This is a genomic window from Paraburkholderia sp. BR14312 (assembly GCF_040948675.1).
In the GTDB taxonomy this organism is placed as follows: Bacteria; Pseudomonadota; Gammaproteobacteria; order Burkholderiales; family Burkholderiaceae; genus Paraburkholderia; species Paraburkholderia nodosa_A.
In genome coordinates this window covers 70,627-95,379 of the sequence record NZ_JBFPKI010000006.1, presented here as the reverse complement: position 1 = coordinate 95,379, position 24,753 = coordinate 70,627, and the positions used below count along the sequence as shown (strand labels likewise).

The window sequence follows — 24,753 nt, the reverse complement described above, 5'->3', positions numbered from 1 at the left end:
CTTAGTATTTAAGGAGTTGACTCAGCACACCGCGCGCTCTGGCCTCTTTCACGGTTGCTTATGAGCGTTGCCCCGATACTCGAAACCGTCGGTCTTACCCGAACCTTCCCCGGCGTGCGTGCGCTCGACCGGGTCGATTTTCGTCTGTACCCCGGCGAAATCCATACGCTGATGGGGCAGAACGGCGCCGGCAAGTCCACGCTCATCAACGTGCTGACCGGCGTGCACCAGCCCGAGGCGGGCGAGATACGCCTCGCGGGCGAGGCAGTGCACTTCCCGACGCCGCAGATGGCGGAAGCCGCCGGCATCCAGACGCTCTACCAGGAGGTCAATCTCTGCCCGAACCTCTCGGTTGCGGAGAACATTTTCGCGGGCCGCCAGCCGCGCAAGCGCGGCCTCGGCCTGATCGACTGGAAAACGATTCATCGCCGCGCAGAAGAAGCGCTCGCGCAACTGAATCTCTCTCTCGACGTCACGCAGTCGCTCGACACCTACCCCATTGCGATGCAGCAGATGGTGGCGATTGCGCGCGCGGTGTCCGTCGATGCCCGCATTCTGATTCTCGACGAACCGACTTCGAGCCTCGACGAAGGCGAAGTCGCGCGCCTGTTCGACGTGCTGCGCAAGCTGAAAGCGTCGGGCATTGCGATCCTGTTCGTCACGCATTTTCTGGAGCAGACCTATGCGATCTCCGATCGCATCACGGTGATGCGCAACGGCGAGCGCGAAGGCGAATATCTCGCCGCCGACCTGCCGGTGCAAACGCTGGTCGCGAAAATGGTGGGCCTGCAGAACGCGGGCGAGCGGCTCACGCAAGCCGAAACGGTGCACGGCGAGACGGCGGCAACGAACGCCGAACCGTATCTTGCGGCGCAAGGCGTGGCGCGCCGCGGCGTGCTCAATCCGCTCGATCTGGAAGTGCAGCCGGGCCAGATTCTCGGCCTCGCTGGCCTGCTCGGCTCGGGCCGCACGGAAACCGCCCGCCTGCTGTTCGGCGCGGACAAAGCCGATGCGGGAACGCTGCATATCAACGGCAAAGCGGTGAAGCTTTCTTCGCCGCGAGACGCCGTGCGCCACGGCATGGCCTACTGTCCCGAAGACCGCAAGAAGGAAGGCATCGTCGCCGATCTGTCGATCCGCGAAAACATCGTGCTTGCGCTGCAGGCGCAACTGGGCTGGTGGCGCATGATACGGCGCTCGCGCCAGCGCGAACTGGCCAACGAATATATCGAGCAACTCGGCATCAAGGCGCGCGACGCCGAACAGCCCATTGGCCTGCTTTCGGGCGGCAACCAGCAGAAGGTGCTGCTCGCGCGCTGGCTCGCGACCAAACCGCGGTTGCTGATACTCGATGAGCCGACGCGCGGCATCGACGTGGCCGCCAAGTTCGAAATCATGGACCGCGTGCGCGCGCTTTGCGCAAAGGGCCTCGGCATCCTGTTCATTTCGTCGGAGATCAGCGAGGTGGTGCGTGTCTCCGACCGCATCGCCGTGCTGCGCGACCGGCGCAAGGTGGCCGAGCTTTCGGGCGCGGCGCGCTCGGAGCACGAAGTCTACGACCTCATTGCCGGAGACCGTCGATGACGCGCCCCGCCCTCCCCGTCTGGCTTTCGCTCGTCATCCGGCATCCGCTGGTGTGGCCCGCGGTGACGCTCATCGCGCTTTTCGTCGTCGACGTCGTGCATCGCGGCAACTTCCTCTCGATCACGATGCTGGGCGGCCACCTGTTCGGCGCGCCCATCGACATCCTCATGCGCGCCGCGCCGCTCGTCGTGGTGTCGCTCGGCATGACGCTCGTGATCGCCACGCGCGGCATCGACATTTCCGTGGGCGCAGTCGTGGCGATCGCGGGTGCGGCGGCCGCCACGGTGCTCGCCGCCGATCCTTCGCGCGTGGGCCTCGCGTTCGGCGCGGCGCTCGCGGTGGGCCTGCTCGCCGGCATCTGGAACGGGCTGCTCGTCGCGTTCGTCGGCATGCAGCCGATCATCGCCACGCTCATCCTGATGGTGGCGGGCCGCGGCGTGGCGCAGCTGCTCACGGGCGGCCAGATCATCCCCATCGGCGCGCCCGGTTATCTCTTCGCGGGCGGCGGCTATTTCGCGCTGATCCCGTGCGCCGTGTGGATCGCGATTGCCGTGACCGCGCTCACCGCGCTGATCGTCAACCGCACGGCGCTCGGCCTGTTCATCCGCTCGATCGGCGTGAATCCGGTGGCCGCGCGACTTGCGGGCCTGTCGTCGCAAGCCGTGGTGTTCGGCGCGTACGCGTTCTGCGGCGTGACCGCCGCGATCGCCGGCATTCTCATCAGTTCGAACGTGCGCAGCGCGGACGGCAACAACGCGGGCCTGCTGCTCGAACTCGACGCCATTCTCGCCGTGACGCTCGGTGGCACGTCGCTGCTGGGCGGGCGCTTCAGTCTCGCGGGCACGGTGCTCGGCGCGCTCATTATCCAGACGCTCACCTACACCACCTATTCGATCGGCGTGCCGCCCGAGGCCACGCTCGTCGTGAAGGCCGTGGTCGTGCTGCTCGTGTGCCTGATCCAGTCGCCCGCCGCGCGCACCTTCGCTTTTCAACAACTCAAGCGCATCGCTCTCGCGCGCCGCGCGCGCGCCTGAGCACGAGCGCACCCATTCGGGGGAAGCCGAGCATGAACCGCCCTGCCCTGTCCTTTTCGAACACGCTCGCAGCGTGCCGGCGCGGCGCCACCCGCTTCGTCGATCCGCGCGTGCTGCCCATCGTCGTGACCGTCGTGCTCTTTGCCGTGCTGTTCGGCTTCGGCTCGGTCATGTACACCGGTTTCTTCTCGCTTCAGGTGGCCTTCGGGCTGCTGGTCGACAACGCGTTCCTGCTGATCGTCGCCATCGGCATGACATTCGTGATCATTTCGGGCGGCATCGATCTTTCGGTGGGCGCCGTGGTCGCGCTCACGACGATTCTCTGCGCCGTAGGCACCGAGAAGCTGCACTGGCCTGTGCTCGTGGTCGTGCCGCTCGTCTTGCTCTGCGGCGCGCTGTACGGCGCGGCGATGGGCGCGCTGATCCACTTCTTCCGGCTGCAGCCTTTCATCATCACACTCGCGGGCATGTTCCTCGCGCGCGGCACCTGCTTTCTCATCACCACCGAATCCATCCAGATCAACGACCCCGGTTTTCACGCGCTCTCCGAATTCAACATTCCGGTGGGCAGCGGCTCGCTCACCACCGGTTCGCTCACGGCCATCGCCATGCTCGTTGCGGGCATCGTCATCGCGCACTTCACGCGCTTTGGGCGCAACGTCTACGCGATCGGCGGCAACGAGCGCTCCGCGCTGCTCATGGGCCTGCCGGTGGCGCGCACCAAGATCGGCGTGTACGCGCTCTCGGGCTTTTGCTCGGCGCTCGGCGGCGTGGTGTTTACGCTCTACGTGCTGTCGGGCTACGGGCTGCAGGCGCAAGGTATGGAACTCGACGCCATCGCCGCGACCGTGATCGGCGGCACGCTGCTTACGGGCGGCGTGGGCTATGTGATCGGCTCGGTGTTCGGCGTGGGCATTCTGGGCACGATCCAGACGCTCATTACCTTCGACGGCACGCTCAGCTCGTGGTGGACGCGCATCGTGATCGGCGCGCTGCTCTGCGCGTTCTGCCTCATGCAGCGCGCAACCGAGCGCCACGCCGCGCGCCGCAAGTCCACCGGCACAGGCCGCGGCGCCCCGCGCACCACGCGGCCGCAAGCCGCCGCGCCGATGGACCAGGCCAAGCTCGCCAGCCCGCCGCCGCACATGCAGGAGGCGAAGGGCGGTGCGTAAGCCGCTTGTCATGGACGATCGTCGCCATGGCAGCGCGTATGGAGTAGTTACGGGTATACATGGATTAGGAGGCCTCATCACGCTGCACTAAGATTTTTGCGGTACCGTCGGCGCCTGGCGAACCCATGTTCGCTGCGGATGTCTAGCGCGTTCCCCCGGTACTGGCCAGTATCTGCACGCTTTTCGACGAAAAGTCGCCTACATCGACCACGATGACAAGACCGGAGGAAAACATGGCGCAGGATCGGGATGACACAAAAGACGGTAAGGGCTTGATCGACACGGGCCGGCGCGGCCTGATGCAGGGTGCGGGACTGGGCGCGGCACTATCGCTGCTCGGTGCGGTGGGCGGCGGCGGATTCATTTCCACGGCGCAGGCCGCCGAATCGGGCTTCCCTTCGCACAAGAAGTGGAAGATCGTGTTCGTCAATCACGTCACCACGAATCCGTTCTTCGTGCCGACGCAATACGGCATTCAGGACGCGTGCTCGCTGCTCAACATGGACTACCAGTGGACCGGCTCGGCCACGTCCGACGCGGGCGAAATGGTGCGCGCCGTGAATTCGGCCATCGCCGCGAAGGCCGACGCGATCGCGGTGCCGATCGTCGACCCCACCGCTTTCGACAAGCCCATTCAGGCGGCGCTCGACGCGGGCATTCCGGTCTTCGCCTATAACGCCGACGCGCCGCGCGGCAAGAAGAACCCGCGGCTTGCCTATATCGGCCAGGACCTGTATCTCTCGGGCTACCAGATGGGCGAGCGTATCGTGAGCCTGATCGACAGCGGCCTCGTCGGCCTCTTCATCGCCACGCCTGGCCAGCTCAACATCCAGCCGCGTCTGGACGGCGCGAGCGACGCCATCAAGAAGTCCGGCAAGAAGATCGACATCCAGACCGTTGCCACGGGCGCGACCGTCAACGAGGAGCTTTCGAAGATCAAGTCGTTCTACCTGGGCCACCAGGACCTGAAGGGCATGTTCGCTGTCGATGCGGGCAGCACGCAGGGCGTCGCGCAGGTGATGAAGGAAAACAACCTGCCCTCGAAGGGCGTGCACGGCGGCGGCTTCGACCTCTTGCCCACCACGGTCCAGCTCATCCACGAAGGCTATCTCGACTTCACGATCGACCAGCAGCCGTACGTGCAGGGCTTCTATACGGTGATGCAGGCGTTCGTGACGCTCGCCTCGGGCGGTCTGGTCGGGCCGGCCGACACGAACACGGGTCTGAAGTTCGTGACGAAGGAAACCGTCGAGCCGTACCTCAATACCTCGACGCGTTTCGAAGGCAAGACCACCAAGCCGCAAATCGTGCCGATGAGCGGTGCGATCAAGTCGTAATGAACCCAGTGCAATGAACTACGAGTGATGAACTCTGTGAACGAAACCGGCAAGGCTGAAGTCTCCGCGCGGGCTGTTGCCCGCCCGCGCGGGCAATGGCTCTCCGCGTGGGCGCCCGAGCTGCGTATTCTGCTCGTGGCGATGATCCTCGCGGCATACTTCGAGTTTTCCAACCGGGATTTCCTGCTCACCAACGCGAGTCTCGTCAACCTCTCGCAGTTCATCGCGCCGGTGGCGATCATCGCGTTCGGCGAAATCATGCTGATGATCGGCGGCGACATCGATCTTTCAGCCGGCATGGTGTTCGCCTTCGCGCCGTTCATGATGGTGTTCGCCAACGACGCAGGCGCGCCCATGTGGCTCGCCGTGATCGCGGGGCTCGTGGCCGCGGGCATCGTCGGCTTCGTGAACGGGGCCGTGACCGTGTGGCTGCGTCTGCCCTCGTTCGTCACGACGCTCGGCACGCTCTTCCTCATCAACGGCATCACGCTCACCGTTTCGCGCGGCACCCCGGTGCAGACGCCGGGTTCGCCCGAATTCGCGGCCTTCATGGGCGCGTGGGGCTATAGCGAGATCCTCTGGACTATCGTCATCGCGTTTGCCATGCACGTGCTGCTGCGCCACACGCGCTGGGGCCTGCATACGCAGGCGGCCGGCGCGAATCCGCTAGGCGCGAGCGAGGCTGGTATTCACGTGAACCGGCTGCGCCTCGGCAATTTCATCATTGCTGCCGTGCTCGCGGGCTTCACCGGAATTCTGGAAGGCTTTCGCATCACCTCGATCGACCCGCAGGCGGGCGGCAACCAGATCATGTTCCTCGCCGTGGCTTCGGCCGTGATCGGCGGCACGCCGCTCACGGGCGGCTCGGGCACGATCGTGGGCGGCCTGATCGGCGCAGCGGTGCTCGGCATTCTCAACGACGGCTTCACGCTCATCGGCATCAACGCGTTCACCTTCAACATCATCCTCGGCGCCGCGATTCTCGCCGCCATGGTCTTCAACATCCACGTTGGGCGCCTGCGCCGCAAAGGGAGCCGATGATGGACGAATCGCAAGCCTCCCCCGGCGGCGCAACCGCCACGGCCAACGCCCCGCTCGCGGTGCGCGGCGAGAACATCGTCAAGCGCTTCGGCGCGGTCACGGCGCTCGACGGCGTTTCGCTCACGCTCGGCCGCGGCGAAATCCTCGGCATTCTCGGCGACAACGGCGCGGGCAAGTCCACGCTCGTGAAAATCCTCACGGGTTTTCATCAGCAAACGAGCGGCACACTGCAGATCGACGGCAGCGAGACGCTGCTGCGCTCGGTGGACCATGCGCGCTCGCTCGGCATCGAATGTGTTTATCAGGACCTCGCGCTGGCGAATTCGCTGAGCATTTACCACAACATGTTCCTGAACCGCGAGATTGTGCGGCGCGGGCCCTTCAAACTGCTCGATCACAAGCAGATGCGCCAGCGCGCGGCGCAACTGCTCGACGACATCGGTGTCCACGTGCCCTCCGTGGACCTGCCTGTGGAACGGCTTTCGGGTGGTCAGCGCCAGGCGATCGCGGTGGCGCGCGCCGTGCATTCGAACGCAAAAATCCTGTTGCTCGATGAGCCGCTCGCCGCGATGGGCGCGCGCGAAGCGGGTCTGATCATCGATCTCATCATGCGTTTGAAGGAAAAAGGCGGCCTATCGATTATCATGATCATGCACAACTATGCGCAGACGCTCGATATTGCGGATCGCATCATGTTGATGCAGCGAGGCCGCGTGACATACGAGCAGCACAGCGCCAATACATCGGTGGCTGAACTGATGGATATCGTGCGGCGGGAATATCGGGCCATGCGCGCCACCAGCGCGTAATGGTTCCCACATACAGGGGGGACGCTCCGATCGGGTAGCCCCCGGCCGGACAATCATGGATTACCGCAATCTAGAGAAACGCAAGAGCATGCACGCGCGCATCGTGCAGGAGCTCGGCATGCAGATCGTAGGCGGCACGCTCGCCCCCGGGCAGCGCCTGCCGCCCGAACCCACGCTGTGCGAAACCTACGGCGTGAGCCGGCCCGTGCTGCGCGAGGCCACGCGCGTGCTGGTCGCCAAGGGTCTCGTGGTGTCGAAGCCGCGCGTGGGCAGTGTCGTACGCCCGCGCGAAGAATGGCACATGCTCGACCCCGACGTGCTGTACTGGACTGTCAACAGCATTCCCGAAGGCGAGTTCTTCCGCTCGCTCATGACCGTGCGGCAGATCATCGAACCCGCCGCCGCGGCACTTGCCGCGATTTCAGCAAACGACGAAGACCGCGCCCGCATTACCGCGGCCTACGCCCGCATGGAGCAGGCGGAGACTGCCGCCGACCTGCTCGAACCCGATCTGGAATTCCACCGCGCGATCATGGCCGCCACGCATAACAACATGCTGGCGTACATCGGCAACATGCTCTCGCTCGCGCTTTCCGAGTCGATCAAGCTCACGAGCCGCCATCCCAACACACACGCCCTTTCGTTGCCGCGCCACAAGGCGATTCTCACGGCCATCGAGCACGGCGACGCGCTTGCGGCGCGGCAGGCGAGCGTCGTGCAACTCGACAATGCGCGCGCCGACGCCAAGTCGATTCTGGGCGGGGCGGGGCTGGAAACCTGAGGCTTGCAGACTGAAGCGCCGCCGCACCTGGGCCGCATTGCGCGGCCCATTGACGTGCGCTTGCCTCACACCGCCCGCTTGCTGCGGCGGAACTGGTCGAACAGCACCGCGAGCAGCAGGATGCCGCCGCGAATCAGGTACTGATAGAACGTCGGCACGTTCATGAGGCTCATGGCGTCCTGCACCGCGCCCATGATGAGCACGCCCACCAGGACGCCCGAGATCGTCGCCACGCCGCCCGTGAGCGACACGCCGCCCAGCACGCAGGCCGAGATCACGCCGAGTTCGAGGCCCACCGAAGTCTTCGGGTCGCCGAGGCTCATGCGCGAGGCCAGCATCACGCCCGCGAAGCCCGTAATGAGCCCTTGCAGCACGAACACCGTGATCTTGATGCGCGTGACCGGCAGGCCGGCCAGGCGCGCCGCTTCGCTATTGCCGCCCACCGCGAGCACGTTCTTTCCGAACACGGTTTTCTTGAGCAGGAAACCGAAAACCACGAAGCCGATGATGTTGCTCCAGATCGGGTACGAGATGCCCAGGAACGAGCCGCCGCCCAGATCGAAGAAGCGCTCTTCCGAGATCATCACGGCGTCGCCGTTCGAGGTGAGGAAGGCGAGGCCGCGCACCGCTTCCATCATCGCGAGCGTGGCGATCAGCGAGTTGATCTTGAAGCGCGCGATCAGCACGCCGTTCACGAGCCCGACCGCGCCGCCCGCGAGCACGCCGGCCGTAATGCCGAGCAGCACGCTATGCGACTGCGTGATGACCGTGGAGGCCACCACGCCCGCGAACGCCACGATCGAGGCGACCGAAAGATCGACCTCGCCCAGCGCGAGCACGAACATCATCGTGACGGCAATCGAGCCGATCAGCGTGACGGAGAGCAGCAGGCCCTGAATGTTGCGGGTCGTGAGGAAGTCGGGCACCGTGGCGGATAGCACCGCGAACAGCACCACGAACACCACCACGATGCCCGATTTGTTGATCATGTCCCACGCCCGCGCGCGCTGGGGGGTAATCGGCGCGGCGGCTTCGTTGACGGTAGGCGTGCCCTGTGGCTGCATGGCTTCACTCATTTCTGGTTCATCGTTACAAAAAGGATTTCAGCGCGGCAGCGCCATCTTGATCAGTTCGTCGGGCGAAGCTTCGGCCTTCGGCAGGCTGCCGGCAATCCGGCCTTCGCGCATGACGATGATGCGGTCCGACACGCCGATCACTTCGGCCAGGTCGCTCGACACCATGATCACGGTCTTGCCCGCTTCGGCGAGCTCGTACAGCAGGTTGTAGATCTCGGCGCGCGCGCCCACGTCGATGCCGCGCGTGGGCTCGTCCATCAGGAACACCTCGATGCGCTCGGCGAGCCAGCGCGACAGAATCACCTTCTGCTGGTTGCCGCCCGAGAGCGTGCCGATGGCCGTGTCGCCGTTGCGCGTCTTGATCGCGAGCTTCTTGATGTAGTCCTGCGCGAGATCGCGCTCGCGCCGCGCGTCGAGGAGGAAGCGCGCGGGGCTGAAGTGGCGGCGCGCGCTGATGTTCAGGTTGTCGGCCACCGAGGCGATCGCGACGATGCCTTCCTGCTTGCGGTCCTCGGGGCATAGTGCGAGGCCCGCGCGCACGGCGTCGCGGGGGCTCGCGAAATTGACGCGCTTGCCGTCGAGTTCGACATGCCCCGCGCTGGCGCGCGTCGCGCCGTAAATCAGCTTCATGAGTTCCGAGCGCCCGGCGCCCACGAGCCCGAAGAAGCCGACGATTTCGCCGCGCCGCGCCGTAAACGATACCGGCTCGGCCAGGCCGGGACCCAACAGGCCCTTCGCTTCGATCAGCACGTCTCCCGCCTGGCGCGGACGATAGCCGTACACGTCCTCGATCGAGCGGCCCACCATCGCCGCAATGAGGCGATTGCGGTCGAGATCGGCCACCGAGTCGAACGTCTCGATGCGCTTGCCGTCGCGGAACACCGTCACGCGGTCGCAGAGCTCATAGACTTCGTCCATGCGGTGCGTGACGTAGATGATCGCGCGGCCATCCGCTCGCAGCGCGTTGATGATGCGAAAGAGGTTCTCCGTCTCGCGCGCCGAGAGCGAGCTGGTCGGTTCGTCGAAGGCGATCACGCGCGCGTCGCGCATGAGCGCCTTGCCGATCTCGATCATCTGGCGCTGGCCGATGGAGAGATTCTTCACCGGCGTGCGCGGATCGATGCGCTCGCCAAGCCGCTTGAGTTCATCCATCGCGCGCTTGACGAGCGTGCCGTCGTCGAGCACGCCGAGTCGATTGGGCAACTGCCCGAGCATCAGGTTTTCCGCCACCGTCAGCTCGGGCACGAGATGCAGTTCCTGATAGATGATCGCGATACCCGCTTCGAGCGCCGCCTTCGTGGTCGTGAAGCGGTGCTCCACGCCATTCAGCTCGAGCGTGCCTTCCTGCGGCTGGTTCACGCCCGAGAGCACCTTGAGCAGCGTGGATTTGCCCGCGCCGTTCTCGCCCATCAAGCCGTGCACTTCGCCGGCACGCACTTCCAGCGCCACGCGGTCGAGCGCACGCACGCCCGGGAAGCTCACGGTAATGCCGTCGAGCTCCAGGTACGCGCGATTCCCCTGTTGAGCGCCCTTCACCGCGTTCGCTTGCGCGTTCGCATCAGTCATCGTTTCAGTCATTGCATCCCTGCCCTTTGCTTCGCCTCAGTCTTCTACGCAGTCCTTAGATACCCAGCTCGCTGCGCACGGCCGTCCAGTTGTCGCGCGTCATCAGCTTGCCGGTGGTCTGCGTGTCGGCGGCCGGCTGCTTGCCGTCGCGGATCCACTCGACGAGGTTCTCGGCGCTTTCCTTGCCGTGGTTCGTCGAGCTCACGGCGATCGTGCCGTAGAAGCCCGTAGGCTGCTTCTTCTGGAACTCGGCGAACGCTTCGCCTGCGCCGTTGATGCCCACGCCGATCACGTCGGCCGACGGAATGTGCAGCTGTTCGGTCGCGCGCACGGCGCCCAGCACGCTTTCCTCGTTGAGCGCGAACACCACCCACTTCTTGATGTTCGGATGCTGGGCGAGCACCGGCGACGCCGCATTGAAGCCACCTTCGTCGTCGGTGGTCTTTTGCGGGGCGTCGAAGATGTTTTCCTTCTTGAAGCCGCCAGCCAGCAGCGATTGCGTCGCGCCGTCCGTGCGCAGCTTCGCCGTGGGCAGTTCATAGTCGGTGATACGCAGCGCACCCACTTCTTCCGGCTTCCAGCCGCGGCGCTTCATTTCGTCGGTGATCGCCTGGCCGACCTGATTGCCGATCTTGAGCGCCGACATGCCGAGGTGCGGCACGCTGGCGATCGGCTTGCCCGACGAGTCGACGAGCTGGTCGTCCACCGTCACGAACTTCATGTTGTAGCGCTTGGCGCGCGCCTGGATGGCCGGTCCGAGACGCACGTCCGGCGCGCAGATCACGAAGCCTTGTGCGCCTTGCGCGCCGAGGTTGTCGATCGCGGCGAGCACCTTCTCGCCGTCCGGCGTGCCGATGTTCACCACCGAGAAGTTCTCTTTCTGGCCGAGTGCCGTAGCGGCCTTCTGCTCGTTGATGAACCATGCCTGTTCCGGCATCTTCACGAGGAAGCCGATCTTCACGGGCGAGTCGGCGTGCGCCGCCACGTTCATCCCGAGCGGGGCGATGCACATCGCCGCGAATGCGGCACGAAGGGTCAAACGGCGGATCTTGCTGGTCATGCTCCTGTCTCCTCAGGTGTGGTGTGCTGCGTGTGTAATGCTTGAAAGAAGCGTCTTTAATGCCCGAAGGCCTCGACTTCGACGTGCCTGCCGAGCAGGAACGCGTCCGCCACGAGGCGCAGCGGGCGCACGTCCACGTCGTCGGTGCCGTGGGCGATCAACCAGTGAAAACGCTCATAGAGCGCCGCATATTCCCGTTCCGCGTCGAGCGCGACCGGCTCGCCCGCAATCGCGAGGCGCTTGCCGCCTTGCGCGATCGAGAGCAGGCCGTCCGTGGTCTCCACATCGATTTCCCATTGCTCGACCGGACCGTGGCGCCAGTCGAACTCGGCGCGCACGGGCACGCCATCGGTGTCGATGCAATCGAGTTCGGCTGCGATCGGCGTCGAGCAATCGCTCGGCACATGCAGCGTCGCGCCCTGCAGCAGCACTTCGCGCGGCAGGATGCGCGTGACGATGGAAAGCGCGTTGATGCCCGGATCGAACACGCCCAAGCCGCCCGGTTCCCAGATCCACTGCTGACCCGGATGCCAGCGGCGCACGTCTTCCTTCCAGCGCACGTGCACGGCGCGAATGGTGCGCTCGGCGAGCCACGCGCGCGCGGGTTCGACGGCGCTCGCGCAACGCGAATGCCACGTGGTGAACAGCGTGCGGCCGCGCTTTTGCGCGAGTTCGCGCAGCGCCTCGACTTCGCTCACGCTCGCGCCAGGCGGCTTTTCGAGCATGACGTGCTTGCCCGCTTCGAGCGCGGCGCGCGCCTGCGCGTAGCGCACCTGCGGCGGCGCGCACAGCGACACCGCGTCGAGATCGGACTCGGCGGCCAGCAGCGCACCGATGTCCTTGTAGTTGCGCACGTTCTCGACCTGCGCGTTGCGGCTCGCGCTCGCGACGAGTTCGAAGCCGGGATTGCCCGCGATGGCGGGCAGATGCTGGTCGCGCGCAATCTTGCCCACGCCGACGATACCCAACGTATAGGACGCTTTCATGACGTATCTCCGCCCCTTCTTTTCAGGGAGATTTTTTATTCTGCATGACGAATGATTTATTTACCCCAGCGCAACACGAGCGGATCGAGGCGGCGCGCAATGTCGATCAGTTCGGCGCGCGTCGCGGGATGCATCGCGGGCAGCGGGTGGCGCGGCAGTTCGCACTCGATTACGCCGCCTTCCTTCATCAGCGACTTGCAGGCGAGCATGCCCGCCTGGCGGTTTTCGTGATTGATGAGCGGCAGCCACTTCTGGTAGAGCGCGAATGCGTCGTCGGTGCGGCCTTCGCGGTGGGCTACGATAATCGGGCGAATACCGTCCGGGAAGCCGCCGCCCGTCATCGAGCCGGTCGCGCCGGCGTTCAGGTCCGCGAGCAACGTAATAGCCTCTTCGCCGTCCCACGGGCCTTCGACGGCCTCGCCCGCCAGCTTGATCAGCTCGCGCAGCTTGTTTGCCGCGCCCGGCGTTTCGATCTTGAAGTACGAAACCTGCTCGATCTCGCGCGCCATGCGCGCGAGGAACGGGGCGGAGAGCACCGTGCCGCTCGCAGGCGCGTCCTGGATCATGATCGGAATGTCGATCGCATCGGACACGCGCGCGTAGAAGTCGTAAATCTGCTGCTCGGGCACGCGGAAGGTCGCGCCGTGGTACGGCGGCATGAGCATCACCATCGCCGCGCCCTGCTCCTGCGCGCGCTTGCTGCGTGCGGCGGCAACCGGCGTGCCGTAGTGCGTGGTCGTCACGATCACGGGCACGCGGCCTGCCACGTGCTCGAGCACGGTACGCGTGATGACTTCGCGCTCGTCGTCGGAGAGCGAGAACTGCTCCGAGAAGTTCGCGAGAATGCACAGGCCGTCCGAGCCCGCGTCGATCATGAAATCGACGGCGCGCTTCTGGCTTGCCAGATCCAGTTCGCCCGTTTCGGTGAACGTGGTCGGCACGACGGGGAAAATGCCCCTGAATCGGGGCGTACGGCTCGTAGTCATGTCTTCAGTCCTGCTTGAGAAAGAGTGTCAGGCCGCGCCTTCACGATTCGCTCGCCAGCTCTCCCGTGCTGCGGCGAGGCGTGCGCAGCACCGCGCGCACGGCGAACGTCACGAGCACCGCGAACACCAGCGTGGCCGCGAGAAAGTAAAGCCCGGCCGCCAGGCTGCCCGTCGCGTCCTTGATGAGCCCGATGCCATAGGGGCCGAGATAGCCGCCGAGATTCGCGAGCGAGTTGATCGTCGCGATCCCCACGGCCGCGCTCGCGCCGGTGAGGAACTCGCCGGGCAGCGCCCAGACCACGGCCTGAATCGAGTAGATCGAAAAAGCGGTCAGGCAGATGAACAGCAGTTGCAGCGCCGGCGCGTGAAACCACGCGCTCGCGGCCATCGTCAGCGCCGCGACGCCCGAGACCACGACGATGTGGCCGTAGCGTTCGCGATGCTTGTCCGAATGGCGCGGCACGATCAGCAAGCCCACCACCGCGAACAGATACGGCACCGCGGAAAGCAGGCCCGCCATGGAATCGCTCACGCCGAACGCCTTGATAATGGTAGGCAACCAGAGCGACAAACCATAGATGCACAGCGGAAACGGCAGGAACAGCAGCGCAAGCAGCAGCACGCGGCGGTCCTTGAGCGCGCTGAATGGGTTGCGATGCGTGTCGAGGCAGTAGGTGCGCTGGTCGGCGGCAAGTTCGCGCGCGATCCAGCGGCGCTCAGTGTCGTCGAGCCAGCGGGCATGCGCGGGCGATTCGGGCAACAGACGCAGCGTGGGAATGCACAGCAGCACGGCAGGCAGGCCGCTCACGACGAAGAGCGTCTGCCAGCTCGACATGCCGAAAAAGCCGTGCGTTTCGAGCAGCGCGCCCGCGATCGGGCCCGTGACGATGCCGGCGATGGGCTGCGCGAGCACGAGCAGGCCGATCACGCGCGCGCGGTGGCGCATGGGGAACCACTGCGTGAGGAAATACAGAATGCCGGGATAGAGCCCGGCCTCCGCCGCGCCCAGCAGAAAGCGCAACGCGTAAAAGCTCTTCGGGCCGCTCACGAGCGCCATCAGCATCGTGATCACGCCCCACGTGAAGAGGATGCGCGCGAACCACACGCGCGCGCCGAAGCGCGCGAGCGCGAGATTGCTCGGCACTTCGCAGAGGAAATAACCGATGAAGAAGAGGCCCGCGCCCAGGCCGTAGGCGGCGTCGGACAGGCCCACGGCCGCGTTCATGTGCAGCTTCGCGAAGCCGACCACGGTGCGATCGACGTACGCCACCACATAGATCAGCGCGAGAAAAGGCAGCAGCCGGCGCGCGATATGGCCGACGATGTGCTTTTCCTCGCTGCTGGCGCTTACCATTGCAGCGGGGCTTTCGTGTTGCAGCACCTGCGGGTTCGTCATCGTGTCTCCAGGCTCGTTTCTTCTCTTTTGCTGCGCTCAGGGCGCCGGCGCGCCCTGGCTCATTGCGTCAACCGCTCAGTGCGAATGCCGCGGCACCGCCGCCCCGCGCTTGCCCACGAGGAAGTCGAGGTCGCAACCCTCGTCGGCCTGCAGCACGTGATCGACGTAAAGGCGCGCATAACCGCCCTTGCCCAGCTGCTCCGCCACGCCGGGCGCGGCCGCCGGATCGACATCGCTCAGACGGCGCGCGAGTTCCTCGTCGCTGATGTCCAGATGCAGGCGGCCCGATTCGCAGTCCAGCTCGATCCAGTCGCCGTTGCGCACCGCCGCGAGCGGCCCGCCCGCCGCCGCTTCGGGCGCCACGTGCAGGACCACCGTGCCGTAAGCCGTGCCGCTCATGCGCGCATCGGAAATGCGCACCATGTCCTTCACGCCCTGGCGCAGCAGCTTGGGCGGCAGGCCCATGTTGCCGACCTCGGCCATGCCGGGGTAGCCGCGCGGGCCGCAGTTCTTCATCACGAGGATGGAGTCCTTGTCGACATCGAGCGACTCGTCGGCGATCGTCGCCTTGTAGTGGTCGAAGTTTTCGAACACCACGGCGCGGCCCCGATGCTTGAGCAGCTCGGGCGTGGCCGCCGAAGGCTTGAGCACGGCGCCGCGCGGCGCGAGATTGCCGCGCAGGATACAGATGCCGCCGTCTGCGATCAATGGGTTATCGAGTTGACGGATCACTTCATCGTTGTAATTGGGCGCCTCGCGCACGTTGTCCCAGATGGACTTGCCGTTGACCGTGAGCGCATTGGGATGCGGCAGGAGGTTCGCTTCGCCGAGCCGGCGCAGCACCGCCGGCAGGCCGCCCGCGTAATAGAACTCTTCCATCAGGAAGCGGCCCGACGGCTGCAGATCGACGATGGTCGGCGTGTTGCGGCCAATGCGCTGCCAGTCTTCCAGTTCGAGATCGACGCCGATGCGCCCGGCAATCGCCTTCAGGTGAATCACGGCGTTGGTCGAGCCGCCAATCGCGGCGTTGGTGCGGATGGCGTTCTCGAACGCTTCACGCGTGAGGACCTTCGAGAGCTTCAGGTCTTCCAGCGCCATCTGTACGATGCGGATGCCCGACATGTGCGCGAGCACGTAGCGGCGCGAATCGACGGCGGGAATCGCGGCGTTGTGCGGCAGCGAAACGCCGAGCGATTCGGCCATGCAGGCCATCGTCGAGGCAGTGCCCATGGTGTTGCAGGTGCCCGCCGAGCGCGACATGCCCGCTTCGGCCGAAAGGAACTGATGCAGGTTGATCTCGCCCGCCTTCAGCTCCTCGTGCAGCCTCCAGACGACCGTGCCGGAGCCGATGTCACGGCCTTCGTGCTTGCCGTTGAGCATCGGGCCGCCGGTCACGACGATGGCGGGCACGTCCACGCTCGCCGCGCCCATCAGCAGCGCGGGCGTGGTCTTGTCACAGCCGCACAGCAGCACGACGGCGTCGATGGGGTTGCCGCGAATCGCCTCTTCCACGTCCATGGAGGCGAGATTGCGCGTGAGCATGGCCGAGGGACGCAGGTTCGATTCGCCGTTCGAGAACACCGGGAATTCGACGGGGAAGCCGCCCGCTTCATAAATGCCGCGCTTCACGTGCTCGGCGAGCTTGCGGAAATGCGCATTGCAGGGCGTGAGTTCCGACCAGGTGTTGCAGATGCCGATGATCGGGCGACCATCGAATTCGTGATCGGGAATGCCTTGATTCTTCATCCAGCTTCGGTACATGAAGCCGTTCTTGTCCGTGGTGCCGAACCACTGTTGGGAGCGCAGTTTGGGTTTGGTATCCGACATCGTGTTCGTTGTGTAGAGCGAGTAGTTCGCCGATTGCATAGAGCGATGGATTCGGGACAGTCTACGGAGAAGTCTGATAACCTCCTAATGAAATAATGGACGCTTCCGATATCGAAATCGGCATTGGTATAAACACCTAAAACTATTTGGGAAATCAGGCGGAGACATGCTCGATACGAGCCCCTGGTACGTGCGCACGCGGCTGAAAACGCGGCAATTGCTCCTCGTCGTGGCGCTGGCGGAGGAAGGTAACATTCACCGCGCGGCGGCGGCGCTGAACATGACGCAGCCCGCCGCCTCGAAGCTCCTGCGCGAGCTCGAAGACATGCTCGGTGCGGTGCTGTTCGAACGCATGCCGCGCGGCATGCGGCCCACGCTGTACGGCGACGCGCTGATCCGCCACGCGCGCGCCGTGCTCGGCAGCCTGGACCAGGCGCAGGAGGAGCTGAGCGCGCTCAAGGCCGGGCGCCTTGGCCACGTGGCGGTGGGCGCGATCACCTCGCCGGGCGTGCGCGTGCTGCCGGCGGCCGTTGCGGCGGTCAAGCGCACGCATGCGAACCTGCGCGTCTCCGTGGAGATCGACGCCAGCAACGTGCTGCTCGAACACCTGGCGCAAGACAAGCTCGACGTGGTGCTGGGCCGCCTGTCCGCCGAGCACGACAAGCTCCAGTTGCGTTACGAACCGCTCGCGGGCGAGCCCGTGTGCGCCGTGGTCCGGCCGGGGCACCCCATGCTCGTGGCGGCGCAGGACGAAGCCCGACCGATCGCGCTCGCCGACATCGCGCGCGCCACGTGGGTCGTGCCGCCCGTTGGCAGCGTGCTGCGCCACCGCTTCGAGCTGATGTTCCAGCGCGCGAGCCTCGCGCCCCCATCGAACGTGGTCGAGACACCCGCGCTGCTGTTCATCACGCGCGTGCTGGAGCAAAGCGACATGATCGCCGTGCTCACCGAGGACGTGGCGCGCTACTACGCGGCGCACGGCATGGTCGCGATCCTGCCCGTGCCGATGGATTGCCAGATGGACGACTTCGGCATCATCACGCGCGCGGACGGCCTCCTCACGCCCGCGGCGAGCGTGATGATCGAGGCGTTGCGGCAGGTGAGCGCCGACATCTACGGGACACACGGCCGCGAGCCAGGCGCGCGATAATCGTGCGACGAAACCCGCGCGAGAGGACCGAACCATGCCCGCCAGCCATCCCGCCGCTCCCGACAGCACCGCCATTCGCGTCGCGCTGTGGCGCGCGCTGCACGTCCAGGTCGACGATGCGCCCCACGTGCTCGAAGACGAAACCGGCATGCAGATCGCCGCGCCGGAGTCGAACTGGCGCGAGCGGCCCGATATGCACCCTGAAGGGACGCGCGGTTATCGTGCCTCGATCGTCGGGCGCGCGCGCTTTGTCGAAGACCTTGTTGCCGAACAGACCGCTAACGGGCTCGCCCGCCAGTACGTGCTTCTCGGCGCGGGACTCGACACGTTCGCCCAGCGCCACCCCGAAATCGCCTCGCGCCTGCACGTGTACGAAGTGGACAAGCCGGGCACGCAGACATGGAAGCGTCAGCGGCTCATGGAGCTGGGGTATCGCGAGCAGGCGTGGCTGCGCTTCGTGCCGGTGGATTTCGAAGCCGGCGAGACGTGGAGGGAACGGCTCGCCGCGGCTGGGTTCGACGGCGCGAGTCCCGCGGTGATCGCCTCGACGGGCGTTTCCATGTATCTCACGCGCGAGGCGAACCTCGCGACGCTGCGGCAGATCGCGCAACTCGCACCGGGCTCGACGCTCGTCATGACCTTCCTCCTGCCGCTCGAACTCATCGACGAGCCCGAGCGCTCGCAGCATGCCGCCGTGTATGAACGCGCGAAGGCGGCGGGTACGCCGTTCGTGAGCTTTTTCGCGCCCGATGAGATGCTTGCGCTGGCAAGCGAGGCCGGGTTGCGCAATGCGCGTCATGTTTCGACCGCGGATCTCACCGCACTTTACTTCGCAGGACGAAGCGATGGGCTGAGGCCGGCTAGCGGGGAGTCGATTCTGGTGGCGACGGTTTGAGGCGGGGTTGTCGCGGTCTGTGCGGGGGAAAGCTGAGTTTCTGCACGCATTCTGGCCCACTTGCCACCTTCTGCACGGTTTAGGTAGTCAACCGTCGATACGCGCTCAAATGACGAACCAAACCCTGCGGGTCGCCGCGTCTTTCGAGCAGCATGGCCAGATTGTGGTGAGCATCCGCGTACGACGGGTCGAGTTCGAGGCAGCGCATATAACTTCGCTCGGCGTCTTCGAAGCGTCCCAGCTCCTCGAACGCAATCGCGCGATTGAAGTGCAACACGGCATCGTCGGGAAAGTGAGCCAACGCCTCATCGAATACATGCAGCGCATCTTCGCACCGGGATTCGAGTTCACACAGCAGCGCGCCCAGGTCAACGTAGGCAGGATAAAAAGGTTGCGGCGATAGCGCGATAGCCTTCTTGTACGCCCGTTCAGCGCCGTTTACATCGGATGCTCTCAACTGTTCGCCGAGGTCGTACCACTCCTGCGCCTGATGCGCGAGATTCTTTTGCGCAGGCGCCGAGTCGAGAAACACGACATCGCCCTTGATCTGCGCCACTTCGAAATCCAGCAGGAACTGACCGGTGGCGGCATCCCACTGCGAAGGACCCGTTCGCACGGCCACGTCGTTGCCGACTGCCGATACGCGAATCCCCGTAAGCGGTAACTGATCGGGCAACTCGTCTCTGAGCCGCGTGAGCGCCATGATGATCTTGCGCGGTGGAATACGCGCATCGCGCAGCTGCAACGCCGTACGCAGCAGCACGACGTCCTGGAACGTGAAGCGGTAGGCGTTTCGCGGTCCGCGTGACGGGTTCACGAATCCTGCAGCAATGAGGCCCGATACCACCCTCCGGGAAACGCCCAGCATGGCCTGCAACTCGCGCATCGAAATTTCGCGCGCGGCGACTTGTGGCGTCACTTGCGTGCCCGCACCCTGGCAGGCGCTTCAGCGGGCGCCTTGGCGGCACGCGCCGGCGGCTTGCGCGTCCTGGGCGCGACAGGCAGTTCGGTAACGGGCTCCGCGCTCTTGCTACGCTTGGGCGCCGGAGCGGCCTTCGCTTTCGCGCCACCCTTCAAACTCGCCCGCAATGCATCCATCAGGTCGATAACCTGTCCGCCACCCGCAAGCTCTTCGCGAGCCTCGTGAACGACGACCTGCTTGCCTGCGATCTTTTCGTCGATGGCTGCGAGGATGCGCTTCTTCTCTTCGTCTTCGTACGCAGTCGGGTCGTAATTGTCCTCGGAGCCCTGCTCGATAATCTGCAGCGCGAGTTTCATCTCGGTATCGGATACGTCGACATGTTCGACATGGAGATCAGCCAGCGAGCGAACCTCGTCGGCGTACAGCAGTTGCTGAAAGACGAGTCCATCTTCTTCGGGGCGCACCTGCACGATCCGCGTCCGTCCTTTCGACGCCCATTTCGCCAACGCGCAGCGACCGCTCTGCACGAGCGCCTGCTGCAAGAGGCTATACGGCTTGCCGCCGCGCTTGTCGGGTGCAATGTAGTAGGCCTTGTCGTAGAAGACCGGGTTGATCGCCTCTTCCGGGATGAAGGCCATGATTTCGACGACATGGCTCGCAGCGTCTTCCAGCGCCTTTAGCTCGTCGGTGGTGAAGACCACGAAGCGGTCCTTTTCGAATTCGTAGCCCTTGTTCATGCTCGAGCGCTCGACGACATCGCCCGTCTTCTCGGAGACGTATTGCTGCTTCACGCGCGAGCCGTCGGGCGCCAGCATGTGGAACCGGATGTCGGACGAACTCTCGGTAGCGGTATAGAGCTTCACCGGAATCGAAACGAGCCCGAAGGACAGCGTCAGGGAAGCAATTGAGCGGGCGGGCATGGACTTCTCCTCGCGGATTTGCAGGTTCGGCACGTCGCTCACGCAAAGCGCGTGCCGCCGCCGACTGGCGGTCGTTTCATTTTAGGCGCTTTATCGCCGGTGCCAACGATTGCGACCCCGACCAGTAATCGGCCCACGGGTCCTGCTGCTGGAAGCTCAGATACTCGCGGGCCGTTTGTACGGTCCACTGCGCCCCGCTCTTGAGGTCATTCAACTGCTCCCAGGCGACCGGCATCGAGACGCCCATCCCGGGTCGCGCACGCGCGGAAAATGCCGCAGCGGTGGTCTGTGCCTTGCCGTTGCGCAAGTAGTCGACATAGACCTTTCCGACCCGGTTCGAAGCCCCGGCGGTCGCCGAAAAGCGCTCGGGAATCGTCTTCGCCAGATGCCGCACGAATGCCTGAGAGAACGACTTGACCGCATCGTAGTCCAGCCGCGGCGCGAGCGGCACGACGACGTGCAAGCCCTTTCCGCCGCTCGTCTTCAGCCAGGCGTGCAGCCCCAGTTCCGACAACAACGTTTGAACCAGCAGCGCCGCTTCCTGAACGCGTCCCCATTTCACGCCCTCGCCTGGGTCCAGGTCGAAGATGACCCTGTCGGGCTTGTCGAGTCGTCGAACGGTCGAATTCCAGGTGTGAAACTCGACGGCGTTCATCTGTGCCGCCGACAGCAGCGCATCGACCGTGTCGACGCTCAAGAGGGGCGGATGATTCGGCCAGAGACTGCGGTCGTGAGCCGACAATCCGGGCATGCCTGTTCTCTCGGCATGCTTCTGAAAGAACAGGTCTTCGGCGATGCCTGCGGGCGCGCGAACCATCGCAATGGGCCGGGCCTTCAGGTGAGGCAGCATCCGCTCCGCGATACTCGCGTAGTAGCGCACGAGGTCCGCCTTCGTGACACCCGTCGATGGGTCGACGACGCGTTCCGGATGCGTGATTTTCAGCTTCAGTTGCGGCTCCGGCGCCTGCGTCTTCCCCCCCTCCCGGACGACGCCGCCTGGCGGCTTGTCGATGCGCAGACCTCTGAACGAGGCCTGCCGGATGACGCCATCGGCGGTCCAGTCCGCGAATTCGACCTCTGCGACGAGTTCAGGGCGAACCCACCGCTCACTGCCGGCCGAGCGCCGGGCCCACCGGCGCGACCTCGCGACGTCGACTTCAAAGGGTGCCGCATCGACTTCGAGGGGCGTCAGCCGCGCCCACAGGTCCCGCGCGATCCTGGCGTCCCAGCCGGTGCCGACGCTTCCAGCGTCGCGAAGCCTGCCGTCTGCGTAATAGCCAAGCAACAGGCTGCCAATCTCCCCGTCTTTGCCGCCTCGGGCCGTGAACCCGCAGATGACCAGTTCCTGCCGGAGCCGGGATTTTGCCTTGAGCCACGTCTGGGTCCGCCCCGACTCATAAGGCGCGTCGCGGCGCTTGAGCATGAGGCCTTCCAGGCCTAGGCCCGAGGCGGCCTCGAACAGTTGGGTAGGGGGCGCCTCGAAGTCCTCGCTGAACCGGATATGCCCACCGGCATCGTGAAGAAGCTGCGCGAGCAGCATGCGCCTCGACCACAGCGGCACCTTCCTGAGGTCTTTCCCGTCGAGGTACACCAGGTCGAACAGGAAGTAGACGATGTCTTGATTCGCGTTGCCGTCTATCGCATCTTGCAACGCAGCGAAACTGGGAAGGCCGTTTTTGAGGACGGTGATTTCGCCATCCAGCCACGCGCTGTTGAGCGCAAGCGCCTCGACCTCTGCTGCAAGCGCGGGAAACCTCGCTGTCCAGTCATGACCGCCTCGTGTGATGAGTCGCACACGGCCTTTGGCGACGCGGGACAGCATGCGATAGCCGTCGAGCTTGGCTTCCGTTACCCAATCACCGCTTGTGGGAAGTGATGGCGCCAGGGTCGCGAGTTGGGGCTCGAGCCTGGCAGGCAACGGAGCAGACACCGCCGCGCAAAGGTCGATCTCCGACGATTCGCTGCGCGCCGGCCTCGCTGCCCGCGGCGCACGTTCCTCGATGAGCCCGAGCGGCTTCGCCGTCACGCTATCGGGAAGCGCCTTGATGACATCGTATTCGGCAAGCGGCTGCGCCCAGGCATCGCGCTTCTTGAACAGCATCCACTGGTCTTGCCTGTCGCCGGGCTTCGATATGCGGACCAGCTCCCAGAGTCCGGCAAGTTTTTCGCCGTGGAGACGGAAGACCAGCTTGCCCGCAGTCATCCCCTCACGCGGATCACCGACGGGTTCCCAGGTGCCACGGTCCCAGACGATCACGTCGCCGGCGCCGTATTGCTTTGCCGGAATCGTGCCTTCAAAACCCGCGTAGTCGGCAGGATGGTCCTCCACGTGAATGGCCATCCGTTTTTCCTTCGGGTCGTAACACGGACCTTTGGGTACGGCCCATGAGAGCAATACCCCGTCGAGTTCGAGCCGGAAGTCGTAGTGCAGCCGGCTCGCCCAGTGCTTCTGCACGACGAAGCCCAGATGTCCATTTTCAACGGGCGAACTGGCAGCCGGCGGCGCCGGTTCAGGCGTGACACTGAAATCCCGCTTTTTTCCGTAGCGGGAAAGCGGCGGTGATGACGGATTGCGGTCGCGGGTCGAGGCCATGACGATAGTCTAGGAAGAACTCTCGCCTGGTGCGTCGCAAGTGGAACGCGTGGCGCGAGCGCGCCTGCCTCACGTGTCCTGCGCTGCGGTCGCCGGACGCCGATTCCAGACCCAGCACAAAACCGGCGCCCCCAAATACGAGGCGGGAGCCGGCATTTCGCCGCTCCCGCCAGATCACTTCGTTGTGCTCACAAGCACCGCGCAAGAAGCCGCGGCAATGCTCAGCTCATGTGCAGGCCGCCGTTGAGCGAGAAGTCCGCGCCGGTCGAGAAACCTGCTTCGTCGGACGCGAGCCACGCCACGATCGAGGCAATTTCCTGCGGCTCGCCGAGGCGCCGCACCGGAATGCTGTCGACGATCTTCGAGAGCACTTCGGGCTTCACCGCCTTCACCATGTCCGTGCCGATATAGCCGGGAGAAACGGTGTTGACCGTCACGCCCTTGGTCGCCACTTCCTGCGCGAGCGCCATGGTGAAGCCGTGAATGCCGGCCTTGGCCGTAGAGTAATTCGTCTGACCGAACTGGCCTTTCTGCCCGTTGACCGACGAAATATTGATCACCCGCCCAAAGCCCCGCTCGATCATGCCGTCGATCACCTGCTTGGTCACGTTGAAGAGGCTCGTGAGATTGGTGTCGATCACCGCGATCCAGTCTTCGTGCGTCATCTTGCGGAACACGACGTCGCGCGTGATGCCGGCGTTGTTGACGAGGATGTCGATCTCGCCGACGTCCTTCTTCACCTTCTCGAACGCGGCAGCCGTGGAGTCCCAGTCGGCCACGTTGCCTTCGGACGCGACGAACTCGTAGCCCAGCGCCTTCTGCTCGTCGAGCCAGCGCGCCTTGCGCTGCGAGTTCGGGCCGCAGCCCGCGACCACCGTGTAGCCATCCTTGTGCAGACGCTGGCAGATGGCCGTTCCGATGCCGCCCATGCCGCCGGTCACGTAGGCAATACGCTTTGCCATAGATCCTCCTTTTGCTTTAGGGGGTAGGTGAGTTGGGAAAGACTCTGGAGGATGGAGTCAGTTTGACGAGCGCCACCAAGCCGGGCGATGGGGAAATACCCGTACAGGAAAACGCCTGCCGCAATCCTTCCGTAAGACAGCGTGCGCCGGCCTTCGCTCGATACCGCCGGAGAACCGACTCAGCGTAGCAGCGCCCTTTGGGGGACACAAGACGATCACGCCTGCGGGCGTGGGCAAAAGCACACAATTACCTGGCATGCCTCAGTAAATGCAAGCGGGGAAATGTGTTTTGCATAAAGATACGGCCCGGCTCCATTCGAGGCCGGGCCGCGCGCAGGTTCACTGCGGGAGAATCAGACAAGCATCAAAGGCCGGCGGCGAGGCGCTCGTTGCCATACCCCTCGGGCAAACCCGTCACGTATTCCAGCCGCCCCACGGCTTCGAGCAGCGAGCGGCCGGCAATCGTGAGCGACAGCCGGCGGTGGCCTTCCGTCCAATGCTCGAGCGCAACCAGCTGACGCTCGAGCAGCGTGTCCAGTTCCTGGCGATTCATGTCGATCTGGTCCGGCGAATGGCGGACCAGCATCAGCGTGGCGAATTCCTTAGGGCTCAGCAATGTCGTCTCCCAGTAACTTTCATGCCGCAACCAGGGGCAC

The 24,753-nt window shown here is 64.9% G+C and carries 21 protein-coding genes; 9 read left to right on the top strand and 12 right to left on the bottom strand.

Annotation, left to right across the window (positions count from 1 at the left end):
* Positions 1-60: 60 nt before the first annotated feature.
* The 7 genes from AB3X98_RS18055 to AB3X98_RS18025 all read left to right on the top strand — a co-directional run bounded on the left by AB3X98_RS18055 (position 61) and on the right by AB3X98_RS18025 (position 7,758).
* Positions 61-1,584, top strand: coding sequence for a sugar ABC transporter ATP-binding protein (locus AB3X98_RS18055; protein ID WP_069265840.1), 1,524 nt, complete (start codon positions 61-63; stop codon positions 1,582-1,584).
* The gene (locus AB3X98_RS18050; RefSeq protein ID WP_342949028.1) at positions 1,581-2,618 is read left to right on the top strand and encodes an ABC transporter permease; all 1,038 of its coding nucleotides are present in this window, start codon (positions 1,581-1,583) and stop codon (positions 2,616-2,618) included. The genes AB3X98_RS18055 and AB3X98_RS18050 overlap by 4 nt, the downstream gene beginning before the upstream one ends.
* 32 nt (positions 2,619-2,650) lie before the next feature.
* The gene (gene yjfF, locus AB3X98_RS18045) at positions 2,651-3,790 is read left to right on the top strand and encodes a galactofuranose ABC transporter, permease protein YjfF (protein WP_083245333.1); all 1,140 of its coding nucleotides are present in this window, start codon (positions 2,651-2,653) and stop codon (positions 3,788-3,790) included.
* Between the two features lie 233 nt (positions 3,791-4,023).
* On the top strand, positions 4,024-5,127 hold the full coding sequence (locus tag AB3X98_RS18040; RefSeq protein WP_342949029.1) for a sugar ABC transporter substrate-binding protein: 1,104 nt from the start codon (positions 4,024-4,026) through the stop codon (positions 5,125-5,127).
* A 27-nt stretch (positions 5,128-5,154) separates the two neighbouring features.
* The gene (locus AB3X98_RS18035; protein WP_069265837.1) at positions 5,155-6,168 is read left to right on the top strand and encodes an ABC transporter permease; all 1,014 of its coding nucleotides are present in this window, start codon (positions 5,155-5,157) and stop codon (positions 6,166-6,168) included.
* Positions 6,168-6,977, top strand: a complete 810-nt coding sequence (locus AB3X98_RS18030) for an ATP-binding cassette domain-containing protein (protein WP_368602592.1) — start codon at positions 6,168-6,170, stop codon at positions 6,975-6,977. Before AB3X98_RS18035 ends, AB3X98_RS18030 begins: the two co-directional genes overlap by 1 nt.
* A 55-nt stretch (positions 6,978-7,032) precedes the next feature.
* Entirely contained in the window at positions 7,033-7,758 is a 726-nt protein-coding gene (locus tag AB3X98_RS18025) for a FadR/GntR family transcriptional regulator (RefSeq protein ID WP_069265835.1), read from the top strand.
* Between the two features lie 65 nt (positions 7,759-7,823).
* Here AB3X98_RS18025 and araH read toward each other — a convergent pair whose 3' ends face one another.
* The 7 genes from araH to AB3X98_RS17990 all read right to left on the bottom strand — a co-directional run bounded on the left by araH (position 7,824) and on the right by AB3X98_RS17990 (position 16,655).
* Positions 7,824-8,834, bottom strand: a complete 1,011-nt coding sequence (araH, locus tag AB3X98_RS18020; RefSeq protein WP_069265834.1) for an L-arabinose ABC transporter permease AraH — start codon at positions 8,832-8,834, stop codon at positions 7,824-7,826.
* 27 nt (positions 8,835-8,861) lie between these two features.
* Complete coding sequence (gene araG, locus AB3X98_RS18015) at positions 8,862-10,400, bottom strand: L-arabinose ABC transporter ATP-binding protein AraG (RefSeq protein ID WP_368602389.1); 1,539 nt, start codon at positions 10,398-10,400, stop codon at positions 8,862-8,864.
* Positions 10,401-10,455: 55 nt separating this feature from the next.
* On the bottom strand, positions 10,456-11,460 hold the full coding sequence (locus AB3X98_RS18010; protein ID WP_069265832.1) for an arabinose ABC transporter substrate-binding protein: 1,005 nt from the start codon (positions 11,458-11,460) through the stop codon (positions 10,456-10,458).
* 56 nt (positions 11,461-11,516) lie between these two features.
* Positions 11,517-12,446 (bottom strand): Gfo/Idh/MocA family protein, encoded by a 930-nt coding sequence (locus AB3X98_RS18005; RefSeq protein ID WP_069265831.1) that lies wholly within the window; start codon positions 12,444-12,446, stop codon positions 11,517-11,519.
* 56 nt (positions 12,447-12,502) lie between these two features.
* Positions 12,503-13,432 carry a dihydrodipicolinate synthase family protein gene (locus AB3X98_RS18000; protein ID WP_069265830.1) on the bottom strand — a complete coding sequence of 310 codons (930 nt, stop codon included), beginning with the start codon at positions 13,430-13,432 and terminating at the stop codon, positions 12,503-12,505.
* 40 nt (positions 13,433-13,472) lie between these two features.
* Positions 13,473-14,828: an MFS transporter gene (locus AB3X98_RS17995; protein ID WP_368602388.1), complete on the bottom strand. Its 1,356-nt coding sequence runs from the start codon at positions 14,826-14,828 to the stop codon at positions 13,473-13,475.
* Between the two features lie 75 nt (positions 14,829-14,903).
* Complete coding sequence (locus AB3X98_RS17990) at positions 14,904-16,655, bottom strand: IlvD/Edd family dehydratase (RefSeq protein WP_069265828.1); 1,752 nt, start codon at positions 16,653-16,655, stop codon at positions 14,904-14,906.
* Between the two features lie 166 nt (positions 16,656-16,821).
* On the opposite strand from AB3X98_RS17990, the gene AB3X98_RS17985 reads away from it, so the two are divergent.
* Together AB3X98_RS17985 and AB3X98_RS17980 are read left to right on the top strand one after the other, a co-directional pair.
* Complete coding sequence (locus tag AB3X98_RS17985) at positions 16,822-17,805, top strand: LysR substrate-binding domain-containing protein (protein ID WP_069265827.1); 984 nt, start codon at positions 16,822-16,824, stop codon at positions 17,803-17,805.
* Positions 17,806-17,839: 34 nt separating this feature from the next.
* Positions 17,840-18,700 carry a class I SAM-dependent methyltransferase gene (locus tag AB3X98_RS17980; protein ID WP_368602387.1) on the top strand — a complete coding sequence of 287 codons (861 nt, stop codon included), beginning with the start codon at positions 17,840-17,842 and terminating at the stop codon, positions 18,698-18,700.
* 79 nt (positions 18,701-18,779) lie between these two features.
* Here the strand turns inward: AB3X98_RS17980 and AB3X98_RS17975 are convergent, their stop codons facing one another.
* The 5 genes from AB3X98_RS17975 to AB3X98_RS17955 form a co-directional block, all read right to left on the bottom strand.
* Positions 18,780-19,619, bottom strand: a complete 840-nt coding sequence (locus AB3X98_RS17975; protein WP_368602386.1) for a tetratricopeptide repeat protein — start codon at positions 19,617-19,619, stop codon at positions 18,780-18,782.
* Positions 19,616-20,542, bottom strand: coding sequence for a Ku protein (locus tag AB3X98_RS17970; protein ID WP_342949034.1), 927 nt, complete (start codon positions 20,540-20,542; stop codon positions 19,616-19,618). Before AB3X98_RS17970 ends, AB3X98_RS17975 begins: the two co-directional genes overlap by 4 nt.
* 76 nt (positions 20,543-20,618) lie before the next feature.
* Positions 20,619-23,135 carry a DNA ligase D gene (gene ligD / locus AB3X98_RS17965; RefSeq protein WP_368602385.1) on the bottom strand — a complete coding sequence of 839 codons (2,517 nt, stop codon included), beginning with the start codon at positions 23,133-23,135 and terminating at the stop codon, positions 20,619-20,621.
* Between the two features lie 221 nt (positions 23,136-23,356).
* The gene (locus AB3X98_RS17960) at positions 23,357-24,097 is read right to left on the bottom strand and encodes a 3-ketoacyl-ACP reductase (RefSeq protein WP_069265823.1); all 741 of its coding nucleotides are present in this window, start codon (positions 24,095-24,097) and stop codon (positions 23,357-23,359) included.
* A gap of 364 nt (positions 24,098-24,461) precedes the next feature.
* Positions 24,462-24,713 carry a hypothetical protein gene (locus tag AB3X98_RS17955; protein WP_256094801.1) on the bottom strand — a complete coding sequence of 84 codons (252 nt, stop codon included), beginning with the start codon at positions 24,711-24,713 and terminating at the stop codon, positions 24,462-24,464.
* Between the last annotated feature and the right edge of the window lie 40 nt (positions 24,714-24,753).